Source organism: uncultured Corynebacterium sp., from assembly GCF_946998835.1.
Classification (GTDB): domain Bacteria; phylum Actinomycetota; class Actinomycetes; order Mycobacteriales; family Mycobacteriaceae; genus Corynebacterium.
In genome coordinates, this window is record NZ_CAMQAZ010000005.1 from 78,702 (window position 1) to 93,752 (window position 15,051).

Annotated in this window: 10 protein-coding genes; 5 read left to right on the forward strand and 5 right to left on the reverse strand. The window is 59.1% G+C overall.

The genetic code is table 11. The annotated features are described in order from the left end of the window. Positions 1 to 7: 7 nt before the first annotated feature. From hemW to Q0U90_RS02855, 3 genes are all read right to left on the reverse strand, one after another. A complete protein-coding gene (gene hemW / locus Q0U90_RS02845; RefSeq protein WP_297451454.1) occupies positions 8 to 1,171 on the reverse strand; it encodes a radical SAM family heme chaperone HemW in 1,164 nt (387 codons plus the stop codon). Then, a complete protein-coding gene (locus Q0U90_RS02850) occupies positions 1,168 to 1,929 on the reverse strand; it encodes a hypothetical protein (protein WP_297451457.1) in 762 nt (253 codons plus the stop codon). The genes hemW and Q0U90_RS02850 overlap by 4 nt, the downstream gene beginning before the upstream one ends. A 173-nt stretch (positions 1,930 to 2,102) precedes the next feature. Beyond that, entirely contained in the window at positions 2,103 to 3,935 is a 1,833-nt protein-coding gene (locus tag Q0U90_RS02855) for a long-chain fatty acid--CoA ligase (RefSeq protein ID WP_297451459.1), read from the reverse strand. 154 nt (positions 3,936 to 4,089) lie between these two features. Here Q0U90_RS02855 and malQ point away from each other — a divergent pair, with 154 nt between their 5' ends. Continuing rightward, positions 4,090 to 6,279, forward strand: coding sequence for a 4-alpha-glucanotransferase (gene malQ, locus Q0U90_RS02860; RefSeq protein WP_297451462.1), 2,190 nt, complete (start codon positions 4,090 to 4,092; stop codon positions 6,277 to 6,279). Positions 6,280 to 7,241: 962 nt separating this feature from the next. On the opposite strand, the gene Q0U90_RS02865 is transcribed toward malQ, so the two are convergent. Next, a complete protein-coding gene (locus Q0U90_RS02865) occupies positions 7,242 to 7,490 on the reverse strand; it encodes a hypothetical protein (protein WP_297451465.1) in 249 nt (82 codons plus the stop codon). A 90-nt stretch (positions 7,491 to 7,580) separates the two neighbouring features. Continuing rightward, positions 7,581 to 9,635 (reverse strand): M3 family metallopeptidase, encoded by a 2,055-nt coding sequence (locus tag Q0U90_RS02870; protein ID WP_297451468.1) that lies wholly within the window; start codon positions 9,633 to 9,635, stop codon positions 7,581 to 7,583. Positions 9,636 to 9,746: 111 nt separating this feature from the next. Here Q0U90_RS02870 and Q0U90_RS02875 point away from each other — a divergent pair, with 111 nt between their 5' ends. From Q0U90_RS02875 to treS, 4 genes are all read left to right on the forward strand, one after another. Further along, on the forward strand, positions 9,747 to 11,021 hold the full coding sequence (locus Q0U90_RS02875; RefSeq protein ID WP_297451471.1) for a carboxylesterase family protein: 1,275 nt from the start codon (positions 9,747 to 9,749) through the stop codon (positions 11,019 to 11,021). 214 nt (positions 11,022 to 11,235) lie between these two features. Next, a complete protein-coding gene (locus Q0U90_RS02880; protein WP_297451474.1) occupies positions 11,236 to 11,724 on the forward strand; it encodes a PH domain-containing protein in 489 nt (162 codons plus the stop codon). Positions 11,725 to 11,784: 60 nt separating this feature from the next. After that, positions 11,785 to 13,104: a PH domain-containing protein gene (locus tag Q0U90_RS02885; RefSeq protein ID WP_297451477.1), complete on the forward strand. Its 1,320-nt coding sequence runs from the start codon at positions 11,785 to 11,787 to the stop codon at positions 13,102 to 13,104. A gap of 109 nt (positions 13,105 to 13,213) precedes the next feature. Beyond that, positions 13,214 to 14,995, forward strand: coding sequence for a maltose alpha-D-glucosyltransferase (treS, locus tag Q0U90_RS02890; protein ID WP_297451480.1), 1,782 nt, complete (start codon positions 13,214 to 13,216; stop codon positions 14,993 to 14,995). The last annotated feature ends 56 nt before the right edge of the window (positions 14,996 to 15,051 follow it).

The following is a 15,051-nucleotide window of genomic DNA, read 5'->3' on the forward strand; positions in this document are numbered from 1 at the left end:
GGATAGTTTAACTAAGGATGTCAACAATTATTGCGTCGGCCAGCAAACGACCGCGATTTGTCAGCTGAATCCGCTGGCCACCATCACCGGAAACAAACTCCACCATGCCCGCTTCCGCTTGCCGACGTGCCTTCCCCAGCTCATCCTCGCCGAGCAGATTGGCATCAATGCCCTCGGCCAGGCGCAGGCCCAGCATGATTTTCTCAGTGTGCCGATCTTCGGCGGTCAGCTCCTCTGAGTCCTTAATCGGCAACTCACCGCCGGAAATAGTCGCCGCGTAGCGAGCCGGATGCTTGACGTTGTAAAACCTCGTGCCATCCAGATGCGAATGCGCACCGGGGCCCGCACCCCACCAATTGCCATCGCGCCAGTAGAGCATATTGTGGCGACACTGGCCGCCCGGTTTCGCCCAGTTGGACACCTCGTACCAGGAGAAACCGGCCTGACTCAGGGCGGCATCGATGCGCTCGTAGCGGTCGGCGAGATCGTCGTCGTCAGGCATGGGCAGCTCCCCGCGACGCACCTTGCGCGCCATCGCGGTACCGGGCTCAACAATGAGCGAGTACGCCGAAACATGATCGACATCGGTGGCCAGGACGGCCTCCAACGTCGTATCGAGATCGGTCATCGACTCCCCCGGCGTGCCGTAAATGACGTCGAGGTTGATGTGCTCAAAACCGGCCGCGCGTGCCTCCGCTACCGCTGCAGCAGGACGCCCCGGTGTGTGCGTGCGATCCAGCGTGGCCAGCACATGCGGCACCGCCGACTGCATGCCCAAGCTCACCCGGGTAAACCCCGCCTCGGCCAGGCCGTCGAAAAACTCCGGGGAGGTCGACTCGGGATTCGACTCGGTGGTGACCTCGGCATCGTCGGCAAGCCCAAAGCTGTTGCGCACACCGTCGAGCAGACGGCGAAGACCGCTCGCCCCCAACATCGACGGCGTGCCACCGCCGATAAAGACCGTGTCGGCGCCCCGCGCGAGTTCGGGGTGCTTTACGACGGCCATCTCGAGCTCAGCCACAATGGCATCGAGGTAATCCCCCTGTGTTGCGCCACTGCCCAGCTGCCCTGGCGTGTACGTGTTGAAATCACAGTAGCCACAGCGGGTGGCGCAGAAGGGGACGTGTAAGTAGACACCGAAGGAATCGGTGTGTGCGGAGGCTTCGCTCACGCATGCTCCTTGGCTCGACGTTGCTTGACGCGGCGGACAATTTCATCGATGCGGGCGCGCTCCATGAGAAACTCAGGGGGCCTACGGCCGCGCAGCGCATTGGCGACAGCCGGATGGGTCTCAGGAACTGCGACACACCAAGCGGCGGCAGCCGACAGCGCGCGGCGACCGGACTGCGCGTAGAGCTGCGTAAGCACGACACTGCCGAGATTTTCCACGCCTCGGATGTTCTCTGCAGAGACCCAGTCGGCGAGTTCTTCCAGGTAGGAGGCCACGGCATCGGAACGAGCAATCATTGCCTGCGTTACTGTCGGGACCGCGACGGGATGCCTCAGCGGTGCCGGAATTAGCGATAGCGACTGCACGTCCGGCGACTTCGGTGTCGGATGTGGATGCTGACGTAGCGCCGAACCGGAGGACAGCGTACCGATGCGCCCCGAGCGAATACCGGAGGTGAAAGCTTGACGCAGCCCATCGAGTTCACCAATCAGGGGGCGGCAGTCTTCGACAGCCTCATCGACGATGTCAGCGAGCTCGAGGACGCATTCGTCAACTAGCTCACGGTCCACATCGGCGACCGCCTGAGCGAGGTGCTCGATGTGTTCGGCAACTTCGTCACCGATGTCGTAGAGCTCTTGGGTCACTTCGCGCAGGCGTAGCCGAGCATCGAAGTGGTTAATCATTGCCCGCCCTCCCACGACATCTTTGATCTCGGTGACATCATTGCTGTTTTTCAGCTTTCGAACATCGACGAACACCGCCAAACATTGGCGAATACCGGAAAGCTCCGGCGAATTTCGGCGAATTTCGGCGTTTCCGAAAGCTGAAAACTCCTTAAAAATTTCTAGCGCCCCTCACCTTAATGGGGTGAGGGGCGCTAGCCCGGTAACAACACGCTGCCGTTTTCTACCGACAGCGGGCCAATAGCGTATTAGCGCTGGTAGAGGGCCTCAATGTCACGCGAGTAGTTGTCCATGACAATATTGCGCTTGACCTTCATAGTCGGGGTCAGCTCGCCGCTTTCCTCAGTGAAGTCGCGGTCCAGGATGTGGAACTTCTTAATGGCCTCTGCATGCGAAACCAGCTCGTTAGCGGAGTTGACGGCATCCTGAATCTCGGCGCGCAGAACCGCACTGGAGGCAGCGAGCTCACGAATCGAGGTGTGCTCGGAAACAGAGTGCTCAATCTTCCACTTCTCCAGTGCCTCCTCATCAAGGGTGACCAGCACGGAGACGAACGGACGACCATCGCCAATGACAACTGCCTGGGACACCAGTGGATGCGCACGCATGCGGTCTTCCATCGGGCCCGGTGCGACGTTCTTACCGCCGGCGGTGACGATGAGGTCCTTCTTGCGGCCGGTGATCTTCAGGTGGCCTTCCTCGGTCAGCTCACCGAGGTCACCAGTCTTGAACCACTCACCGTCGATGAAGGCATCCTTGGTTGCCTCTTCGTTCTTCCAGTAGCGGTCGAATACAACCGGACCACGCAGCAGAACTTCACCATCGTCATTGATGGCGGCGGAGCAGCCACCTACCGGACGACCAACGGTACCAATGATTTGCTCGCTCGGGTTGTTCACAGTGATGGCAGCCGTGGACTCGGTCAGACCGTAGCCTTCGTAGACAGGCACACCGAGACCACGGAAGAAGTGGCCGAGGTCAGAGGACAGAGCCGAACCACCGGAAATGGTGTACTGCACCGCGTCACCCATAGCTGCGCGAATCTTAGCAAACAGCAGGCGATCGTAAAGCTGGCGACGCAGCTTCAGTACGCGCGACGGACCTGCCGGAGTATCCAGTGCCTTGGAGTACTCAATGGCAGTGGCTTCTGCACGCTCGAACATAGCCTGACCAAATGCGCCCTTCTCCTTCGCGGAGGCGTAGGCGGAGTCGCGGACCTTCTCAAACACGCGCGGCACACCGAGAATCAGGTGCGGGCGAGAACGCTGGAATTCCAGGGTGACGGTCTTGGTATCAGCCCAGTGAGACTGGGTAGCACCGGCGATAATCGAAGCCAGGGACACTGCGTGTGCCAGGACGTGTGCCAGCGGTAGGAAGGTCAGAATGCGGTTACCCGGACGGGCAATCAGACCAATCTCGTTGGTGAGGATGGCGCGGGCCTCCGCCAGCCAGTTGCTGTGCAGGAGCACGCACCCCTTCGGACGGCCAGTGGTACCGGAGGTGTAAATTACGGTTGCCAGGTCGTCGGCCTTGGTGTCCTTGATGCGACGCTCGACCTCGTCGCCGTCAATGTCGCGGCCTTCGTAGCTAATGGTGTCGGTAGCGGAAGCGTTAATCTCCAAGACGCGACGCAGCTGGGACTCACCCTCAGGGTTCTCGGTACCCTTTTCGACCAGCAGCGGCTTCATGCGGTCGGTGTGCTCACGCGACTCGGTGAATGCGAAAACCGCACCAGAGTTTTCAATAATCCAACGGATCTGGCCAGAGGAAGAGGAGCCGTAAATGGGGACAACAGCAGCGCCAGCCATCCAGATAGCGGTATTGATCAGGTTCCACTCGTAGCGAGTCTCACTGAGCAGCGCCACGCGGTCGCCCGGCTGAACACCGTTGGCAATAAGACCCTTGGCAACTCCCTTTGCCTCGTCATAAAACTCCTGAGCGGTGACATTTACCCACTCAAAGTTCTTCGGACGGGTGAAAAGCACCAGCTTCGGGCGCTTTTGCACCAGCTCCTGCAGCGAGGTAATGATCGTTTCATTCTCGCCGATGACGTATTTCGCCTCAGTAGTATATTCACGCATCGAGTTACAAACCCCTACTTTCGGTAGTTCTGACCGTCGTTAGTTTCGTTAGAAATCAACTTAGAACATGAAACCCGGCACCGTTGTGATTTCGGTAAATATTTCGGCAACGAAGTGATTTGTCTTACTTCTGGCAAAGTTTTTCTAAAGTGGCATGATGGAAAGGGTGACACAGGCAGCTTCCAATCCTCCCCTTTCCTCTCCACTCGCCGACCTAGCCAAAGATGTCGGTGTTGGTGTTTCCTACTACTCCACCGAGGGACAACTAGTGCACGTCTCCCGTGAGACGGTGCTGAAGACCCTCGCTGCTCTCGACATTGATTTAGGCTCAAATCCCAGCGATGCCGACATCAACGAGGCGCGTCGTGTGTGGGCAGATAAGCAGTGGTCTCGACTTCTCCCACCCGTCGTTGTCTCACGCCGGGGCAACTTCCACCGAGTTCTGGTTCATGTTCCAGACGGCAGCAATGTCGGCGTGACTGTGAAATTGGCGGACGGCGCCGAATGGCCCTGTGCTCAGGTCCATCACTTGGTGCCGCCGCGCCAAGTCGGCGATGTGCTGATGGGCGAAGCTGCTTTCGCGATTCCAGAGGATTTGCCGCTCGGTTGGCATCGTTTACGGGCGGTCAATGGTGACAATGTCGCTGAGTGCGATCTAGCCGTAACGCCGAACCGTCTCTCCACTGCGGACAAGTATGTACAAAATCCAGCACATGGAATCATGGCGCAGCTGTACTCGGTGCGTTCCAGCCGCAGCTGGGGTATCGGCGATTTCGCTACTCTCGGCGACTTAGCTCAGGTCAGCGCTCAGCATGCGGGCTCCGACTTCGTTCTCATTAATCCATTGCACGCCGCGGAGCCTCTACCTCCGGTGGAAGACTCGCCGTACCTGCCCACCACGCGCCGCTACGTCAACCCGCTCTACGCTCGCCCAGAGCTTATCGACGAGTTTGGGTACCTGGACAAGGACGAGGCCGATGAAGCTCGCGCGTTGGCAGCTTCTTTCCACCAGCTCAATCGCAGCCCGGATGAGATTGACCGCAACCCCATCTACGCTGCAAAGCTCAAGGTTTTGCGTGCAATTCACAAGATTCCGCTGTCAAGCGCCCGCCAGGCGGAGTTTGACCGCTGGCTGGAGGCCGAGGGCCGAGGTATTTACGACTACGCGCAGTGGTGCACCGAGCGTGAGCTGGCCGACCGCACTGCTGCCCGCAAAACCGGTGTCAACGACGGTATCGAGTTGGTGCCACCGCTGGGCAACCATGCCAGCGTCGAGTCGCTACGGGAGGAAATCTTCCACTTCCACCTCTGGGTGCAGTGGATTCTCGATCAGCAGCTCGGCCAGGCACAAGAGGCCGCGTTGGATGCGGGTATGCGCATCGGCATCATGGCTGACCTCGCCGTCGGCGTGCACCCCGGCGGTTCGGATGCGAAGAACCTCGCCGACTGGCTCGCTCCAGCCATCTCGGTTGGTGCCCCACCGGATGGTTTTAACCCGCGTGGCCAGGACTGGTCGCAGCCGCCGTGGAACCCCCACAAGCTCGCTGAGGCCGGTTACCGTCCATGGCGCGACATGCTGCGCACAATCCTCCGCCACTCCGGAGGTATCCGTGTTGATCACATTCTGGGCTTGTTCCGACTCTGGGTCATGCCGCGGATGGAGTCGCCTGTCAACGGCACCTACCTGTACTTCGACCACGAGGCAATGGTTGGCATCCTCGCGCTAGAGGCCGAGCTCGCCGGTGCCGTCGTCGTAGGCGAAGACCTTGGCACTTTCGAGCCGTGGGTGCAGGACTACCTCGCTTCGCGGGGAGTTATGGGTACCTCGATCGTGTGGTTCGAGTCCGAAGGCGACCATCCCAAGCCTCCGAACGCATATCGCCAACTGTGCCTATCTTCTGTCACTACGCACGATTTGCCGCCGACAGCGGGCTACCTCGCAGGCGAGCACATCAAACTGAGGGAGCGTCTGGGACTCTTCCTTTCCGATGTCACGGAGGAAGACCGCCGAGATTTCGAGTGGGTTCGCAAGGTGTTGCGCGCCGCCAAGAATAACGGGTGCTTTGCTGGCACCGCAGCAGCAGACATGGATGTCGATGCTCTGACCCGCAACAACCTGCCACCGATTGATGCCCTGGTCACAGGTCTGCACAACTTCCTTGACCAGACTCCTTCTGCACTAAAGTGCGCGGCGCTGGTGGACATGGTTGGCGATCGTCGTACTCAGAATCAGCCGGGCACGACCCACGATCAGTACCCGAACTGGTGTATCCCGCTGACAGATGCCGAAGGCAAGGCCGTGCTTGTGGAGGACCTTCCTCGTTTTTCGGGCTTCAGGCGCTAATTGGTTTGCTCTCGAACTGGCGTAATTGCTCACCGAAATCGGGCTTATATGGGCTTATATAAGATGCCGTTCCTTATATAAGCCCATTTTTCATTCAATCCACCGGAATGATACACGCATGTACTAGCCGCATGTAGGTGAGCTTTCCACGCAACTCATAACAGACCCCGATGCCCCCAGATGCGCAGGCCAGATGAAGAAAAACGGCACCACCACCAAAGGAACCGTCAGATGGCGATGTACCCCCAACTGCGGTAGTGAACTGCTCCACAATCCGGCGTTAAGTAGCAAAACTGACAACCCCAAACCTGACAACCCCAAAAATTATGGGCTGCACATGTGAAACTGTGTGACTTTATAGCACTTTCAGGCAGTAGGTTCAGGCCATTTTGCTATAAGCGGGGTCACTAACTCGATTTGGCCCACCGTCGCTGACATTAGCGAGGTCACTAACCAGCATCGACCCACCACCGCCAGCTATAAACGCACTCACTAACTCGCTTTTTTTTGGGGGGGGGAAAGAAGCGAAAGGTTCCCACCCCGAGACTCGCCGGGCAGACACACTTTTAACTATTAACCCTCGAAAGCCAACACGACTGGGGGCTCTCTCGGTGAGCAAAAGTGCGGGCTATAAGGCGGGCTATTAGGTGCTGACCATGTAGGCGCGGCGTGTTGGGTCAGGTCCCAGTACTGAAACCGAACTTAGTACTGACGCCGAACTTAGAACTGGAAATCAGTGACTGCGCCAGCAATGAGAATGAGAAGAAGCAAAACGATTAAGGCAAGTAGGACCTTTGAGTGCCTCGACCGATGCATGCTAACTCAGCTCCCTACTACGACTGCGAAATATGTGTGGACGACCCAACTTTAGCCCGTTGGGCAAATTTCCTAATACTTTAAGACATACCTTAAGTCAGAGGCGGACTTCCGACACGTACGGGGCTACCAGTGCTACGCCGCGCTTACCCGTCGCTGTCCGCTTTTCCACGCACCCGCGAGGGCTCCTGCCGGCGCACCCGCGGCTCCCGCGAACGTTCCTGCCAGCGCGACGACCACTGCCACAGGCGGCCACTGACAACATCGATAGCGCCGACCAGGACGAAGGCGACCACCCCTCCGACCACCAGCAGAACTGCGCATAGCACGCTGACCTGCGCAAGCAGTGGCAACTGAATCAGCCACTGCCCTACCCTGTCGAATACTTCTGCCATGGTTGTCAACCTACCCTGCCGGATACCGGAATAACTAGCGGGCGGTGGTCGCGGTGCTCGTCGTCAAGCGCAAATCCGCGAAACGCGAAGCTAGGCATCGGCGCCCAACAGACCGCGACGTTCGAGGAGTGGCTGAATATCCTTGTCGCGGCCTCGGAAGGCGCGGTAGGCGGCCATGAAATCGATGGCGCCACCGCGGGAGAGAATCTCCTCGCGGAAGTGGCTGCCGCCGCGGATCGTGGCGCCTCCGTTGTCGGTGAACCATCCAAAGCCATCGGCATCGAGAACCTCTGCCCACAGGTAGGAGTAGTAGCCCGCCGAGTAACCGCCGGCGAAGATGTGGTTGAAATAGCGGGAGCGGTAGCGCGGAGCCAGGTGCGGGATGTCGAGACCGAGCTCAGCAAGTGCTTCTGCTTCAAAAGCGTCAACGTCAGTGACCTTCGCCGCTTCCTCCTCGGTGAGGCTGTGCCACGCCAAATCGATAGCGCACGCCGCGAGGTATTCGACCGTTGCGAACCCCTCACCAGCGGTGCGGGCCTTCTTCACCGACTCGACCAGCTCCGCCGGAATCGACTCACCAGTGCGAACGTGGACAGCGTAGTTGGCCAGAATAGACGGCTCGAGAGCCCAGTTCTCGTTGATCTGTGAGGGGAACTCCACGAAGTCGCGCGGGACGTTGGTGCCCGAGAAGGTCGGGTATGTGACGTCGGAAAGCAGACCGTGAAGGGCGTGCCCGAACTCGTGGAATGCGGTGGTGACCTCGTCGAGTGTCAGCAGCACCGGGGTTCCCGGCTCGGTTTCGGCAATGTTCATCACATTGACCACAACCGGCAGGCGCCCCAGCAGACGCGACTGGTCTCTAAACGAACTCATCCACGCGCCACCGCGCTTGGTCGGACGTGAGAAGTAGTCCGTGATAATCAGGCCGATGGTCTCGCCGCCACCCTGGCGCACCTCCCACACGGTCGTGCCCAGCGCGTATCCCTGCAGGTCATCGCGCTTGACTACCTCGATGCCGTAGAGCTTGCGCGCAGCGTAGAATACGCCATCTTCGATGACGCGGTGCAGCTCGAAGTAGTTCTTGAGTTCCTCTGTGTCGACCGCGAATTCTTCCGCTTTACGACGGCGCTCCCAGTACGGCCAATCAGCGCCGTTAACCGCCTCATCGCCGGCCATATCTGCGACCCGCTTATACTCGCCCTCTGCGTTGGCGACGGCAGCTGGTGCCAGGTCTGCGATGAGTTTGCGCGCAGCGTCGGCGGTGGTGGCCGTCTCCTTCGCGATGACGTAATCCGCATGCGTGTCATAGCCCAGCAGTTTGGCGCGCCGGGCCCGCAGGCGCGCCATTTCCAGCACGATGTCGGAGTTGTCGAATGTGCCGGAGTCAGCGCCCGCGCGCCCCAGCGAGGCTTCGTACAGCTTGGCACGAGTTGCGGGATTATGCAGGTCAGCGAGCTGCGCGGGAGTTGATGGCAGGTCGAGCGGAATCAGCCACGGTGCATCGGTGTCTGCCTTTTTCGCGTAGGCGGCGAAGGAGGCAATGGCGTCGTCGGAAAGCCCGGCGAGCTCCTCGCGGTCGTAGATTTCCACAGCACGGGCGACGGTGTCCTTCAGCAGGTTTTCACCGAAGGCGGTGGACAGCTCGGACAGGCGGGAGTTGATGCGGCTGAGCTCGGCCTTGTCTTCATCGCCAAGATCCGCACCGGCGCGTTGGAAGTCCTCGCGAACCTTCTTCAGCAGTCGCTGTGCCTCTTCCGGGTTGGTGGCATCGTCGACGCTGTCGATGGCGTTGATGCGCTGCCACAGGTCACTGCGCATGCGAATCTTGTCCAGATGCGCCGAAAGCTGCGGGGCAATCTCGGCTTCAATTTCCATGCGGACATCGGTGGCATCCGTGCCTGCAACGTTGAAGAAGTAAGCCGCGACGCGGTCCAAATCCTGGCCCGCCTTTTCCATCGCCTCGATGGTGTTCACAAAGGTCGGTGCCTCCGACGACGTGGCGATGGCGTCAATCTCGCGCGCATGGTTGCGCATTGCTTCACTAAAGGCCTCGCGGACGTGACTGTCATCGATTTCCGCAAAATCCGGCAATTCGCAGAACAATTCCGACGGTGTCAGCAGTGGGTTTCGTGCATCATTGGTCATAGTGAATTCAACTGTAGCGTGCTCGGAAAACCCTCGGGGTGTACCTACCGCCTACAGCAGACTCCCCGACCTTCTGGCAGGACCAACCGTGACGAGGAGGCGTTTTCCGCCATGACCGAAATAACGATTTCCGCGCCCTGCGGACAGCTGACCGGCCGTGTTCGCGATGGCGTGATGCACGTCTTCAACATCGACTACGCAGATGCCGCTCCGTTCGCTACGTCGATGCCGGTGGCCGATGGCCCTCGGTCGGGCACTCGGCGCTGTGAGCCCGACCGCGAATTGGTCCTCACTATCACCGCACCGGCTGAGCTGGCGGATGCTCCCCATCCTGTGTTGCTGTGGATTCACGGCGGCCGTTACGAATTTGGACACCCTTCCGAGCCGTGGACCGATGCGTCGGCCTTTGCGCAGGCTGGCATCGTCACCATTTCACTGGGCTACCGCAAGGGACTGGAGGGATTCTGGCGCGATAGTCAGGTGGAAAACTACCGGGCCCTAGATGACCTCTACCTGGGGTTGCAGTGGGCTCGTCGTAATGCGCCTGCCTTCGGCGGCGATATCGACAATGTCACCATTTCCGGACAGTCGGCGGGGGCGGCACTGGCACTCACGCTCGCTACCGATGAACGCACACGCGGACACATCCACCGCATCATTGCCATGTCGCCGGCCTTTTCGCTGCTGTCTGGCTCGCGCCTGCGCCGCACACTCGCTGGTATCGGTGTGGGACGTGCGCCATCCACCGAAGTTTTCTCACGTGCCGACGAACGCAAGGTCGCCCGGGCCCAGAAACTGGTGTCTGCGGCTTCTCCTTCAGATCCAGCAGTCGGGCCCCGCTTTGCTAGTTTCTCTCCCACACTTCCCACGATGGTGACCGCAACTAGCGAGGAGTTCTTCTCGGAGCCGCCAGTCGTGGCGATGGACAAGCTGCCCATGCGGGAGTGGATGGCCCGGCGCTACGCGAAAGGCCATCACGGCCACGGCGAGTTTCCGACCAGCGCATATGCCGAGCACCCGATGGGAAACGTCATTTCCGACTCAGCGATTCGTTCCTATGTTGTGAAAGTCGCCGAACGATCAGTGGCAGCTGGGCTGGATGTGTGGGCAGCACAGTTCGAACCGGGAGAAGGGCTGGGGTACGCACCCGCTGGCCGAACCAGAGGTGCTCCCCATTGCATCGAGATCGCGCGATTCTTCGGTGTGAAAGAACCTAACCACCCGTTTCACCAAGTGGCTGTCGAGTTCATCCGCGAGGGCACCTCAAATATGCCGCGCTACAACGATGGCCGGCAAGTGACGACCTTTGCCGGCGCTGACGGGCAGGCCGTCGAGGGAATCGCCATTGATGCATGGGCGGCTCCGCGCCAGCTTTTTGGCGCATAAGGCGCATAAGGCGAGCGCTGCGTGTTTTACACAACGAATGAGCTCAGCAACTTTAGGCTGGCAGGGTCTGGATGTACTGGTAAATCTCCACGCAGACCAAAATGGTAATTAGCGTGATGAGTACTGCAATGAGTTTCCTGCGGTCCATAGCCACCGTTCTTACCGAAGCACCAGGTTGGGCGCAAGCTTTACCAATTGTGTTTAACTGTCAACCATGGAACCACTTGATTTACTAGCCCCCGAAAACTCTGCGCTGCAGCCAGTCGACCCAGCGCTAGCAAAGGTAAAGCGAATCGGGCACGCCGCTCCCCTACTGGTCATCACGGTTGCAGCTGCCGTAGCCGCAGTGGCGTGGACTCCGTGGATGTGGTTGGGAGTCCTCGCCTGCGTGCTCTACTTCGCATATATCTACTGGCTCATCGGCCGTAGAGTTCGTGCCCACCGATACCTCGAAGGCGACAACGACTTCATTGTTGCGTCCGGGCGCTGGTGGCGCTCGGTCACCGTCGTTCCTTACGGACGGATTCAGTTCATCGATATTGATGAAGGGCCTCTCCTCCGGCTATTTGGGTTGGCGACATTGAAGCTCAATACAGCATCGGCGAGCTCGGATGCGGCCATCCACGGTTTGCCACGCGAGGAAGCTCTTGCCCTGCGCGCACGTCTATCTCAGCGTGCCCATGACCGGATGGCGGGTCTCTAAATGAGGCATAGAGTTCATCCACTATCCCCACTCCTCAAAAGCTTCACCACCATCGCTGCGGTGACTGCATTCGCAGTTGCGAATCAGTGGCAACTGGCCGTTGCGGTCGTGACTCAGCTCTACGACTGGGCATGGCTTGGCCTACTTATCGGTACCGGCGCGGTCGCCATAATTATTGGACTGATTGCCTTTTTCTCATGGCTGTCCTGGCGTTATACGTTCTACGAGCTCACCGACGAGGAAGTCCGCTACGGCTCAGGCTGGCTGTTGCGTTCTCGTCGCGCGGCACGGCTCGACCGCGTGCAAGCGGTGGATATCAACCAACCGTTGTTGGCGCGCATTTTCGGTCTCGCCGAAATTGTCATTGAAACGGCCGGCGGCACCAATTCACATTTCACAATCAAGTATCTCACTCCCAAGCAGTGCGAGAAGTTCCGCGCTGACGTGTTGGGCGAGGTAGAAAAGCTGGACACCGAGCTGGCACATTCGCTTTACGACGGCGACAGCTCCACCGCGCCCAAAGACTCCGGCGCTCACGTGTCCTCCCGCATGCCTGACGCAAAAACTATCTTTGGCCCCGTCGATGTCGGACGACTGGTCGCATCTACGGCCATTGGTCCCGGACTTCTCGTTGGCATAGCACTTGTCCTCCTCGCCGTTGTCTCTGCGCTGTTCACCGACTTCATTGTGGAAATCCTCAGCGGAGTAACCATCACTACTTTGATTGTGATTGGCAGTTTCGCTGTCGGCCTTTTCGGGGTGCTAAATCAGTCGTGGGATTTCACGCTGAAGGTGTCGTCGGAAAGCAGGCGCCTGGCGATTACCGCCGGGCTGTTGTCGACACGTGCTCAGACTGTTCCGATTGATCGCATTCATGGCATTAAAGTGGTGCAGCCGCTGTGGTGGCGCCCGTGGAAGTGGTCCCGCGCAGATGTCTCGGTGGCGGGTTATGGCCTGGACAGTACGCAATCAAATAGCACACTGGTGCCCGTGGCGCCGACGACGGAGACGGACTCGATTGTCGATTACCTGATGACTGAGATTGCGGGACCGGCAGCGGCCGATGACCTGTTGGGCTCTTGGCAGACTCCACGTTCGGCATGGTGGCTCAGCCCCATTGACTGGAAGTTCCAGAAGGTCACTGCCACGCGGCGAGGCCTGTTGGTGACGAAACAGCGATTCTGGCACACGCAGTTCATTGTTCCCTGGCAGCGTATTCAGGGGCATACGCTAACCATTTCTCCGCTGAAGAAAGCGGCGGGAGTGGCAAACGTGCGAATCGACATGGTCCCAGGAACTGTCACACCGGTGGCAACGGAATTGGAGCTAGCAGATGCGTACCAGCTCGCCGCGTTAATTCAGGAACACAAGGCTGTTTAAAAGGCTGTTTTAATGAGGCCTCCCAGTATGGCCGCCTCGCGCGGCCATACTGGATCTCGCAGGAAAACTCTCGCTGCAGGCTAGTGGCATAGTCATTACGCTGGAGTGCATGACTATCGCCAAGGAAGATTACGAGTGGTACCGCAGTGCGGTGTTCTATGAAGTGCTCGTCCGAGCCTTCTTTGACTCTGACAACAACGGCTCCGGTGACCTCAAAGGGTTGACGGAAAAGCTCGACTATCTGCAATGGCTCGGTGTTGACTGCCTCTGGCTGCCACCTTTTTACGACTCCCCACTGCGCGACGGTGGTTACGATATCCGCGACTTCCGCGCCGTGCTCGACGAGTTTGGCACGGTCGAGGATTTCAAGGAGCTTCTCGACGAGGCCCATGCGCGCGGTATCCGCGTTATTACCGACCTGGTAATGAACCACACCTCCGATAGCCATGAATGGTTCCAGCAGTCGCGTACTGACCCGGATGGCCCTTACGGCGATTTTTATGTCTGGACCGATGACCCGGACACCTACTCGGGCGCACGCATTATCTTCGTGGACACTGAGGACTCCAACTGGACCTACGACCCGGTGCGCGGCCAGTACTACTGGCACCGTTTCTTCTCCCACCAGCCGGATTTGAACTACGACAATCCGGCGGTCCAGGAAGCGATGCTCGATGTACTGCGCTTCTGGTCCGACCTCGGCATTGACGGTTTCCGCCTCGACGCTGTTCCCTACCTCTTCGAGCGCGAAGGCACTAACTGCGAGAACCTGCCTGAAACCCACGCGTTTTTGAAGCGCTGCCGCAAGGTCATGGACGAGGAATACCCGGGCCGCGTCCTGTTGGCAGAGGCCAACCAGTGGCCTTCCGATGTCGTGGAATACTTCGGAGACCCGGAGGTCGGCGGCGACGAATGCCACATGGCTTTCCACTTCCCACTCATGCCACGCATCTTCATGGCCGTGCGCAAACAGTCCCGCTTCCCTATCTCGGAAATCCTGGAGTCCACACCAGAGATTCCGTCTTCGGCTCAGTGGGGCATCTTCCTGCGCAACCACGACGAGCTGACGTTGGAAATGGTCACCGATGCCGAGCGCGACTACATGTATGCCGAATATGCGCACGATCCACGGATGAAGGCCAATATCGGCATTCGCCGTCGTCTAGCGCCGTTGCTGCAAAATGACCGCACTCAGCTTGAGCTTTTCAACGCCCTGCTGCTGTCCCTGCCTGGTTCACCGGTGCTCTACTACGGTGACGAAATCGGTATGGGCGATAACATCTGGCTCGGCGACCGCGATGGCGTGCGCACACCAATGCAGTGGTCCCCCGACCGCAACGCCGGATTCTCCAAGGCAGATCCAGGCCGGCTCTATCTGCCGACCATTCAGGATGCGACCTATGGCTATCAGGCGGTCAATGTCGAAAACCAGGCGAGCTACTCCAACTCCCTGTTGAATTGGGTGCGTCGACTAATTCAGGTCCGCAAGCGCTATGAGGCTTTTGGTCTCGGCGACTTCCGAGAGCTAAACAGCGACACCGCCTCTGTTCTGACCTATCTGCGCACATACGGCAATGAAGTGCTGCTGTGCGTCAACAACCTGTCTTCCTACCCCGCAGCCGTCTCGCTGGATCTTTCCGAATTCGCCGGCGCCACACCAGTGGAGCTGACCGGTTCAGTGCCTTTCCCCACGATTGGCACCGATTCCTACCAGATCACGCTTCCTGGCCACGGTTTCTACTGGTTTGAAATCCAGTTGCCGCCAGAGACCAATCCCGAAACCAGCGCCTCCATGTCCGCGCCGACAATTCCGGTAGCACAGGCCATTTCGGACGCACCGGTGACATCATCACGCCAGAGTTTTAAGCCCTCCACCGATGCCAACGGCTGACCCGAAAGATGTCAACGCAGACGGTCAGAGCAAACGTGCGAACGACCTCGTCCACT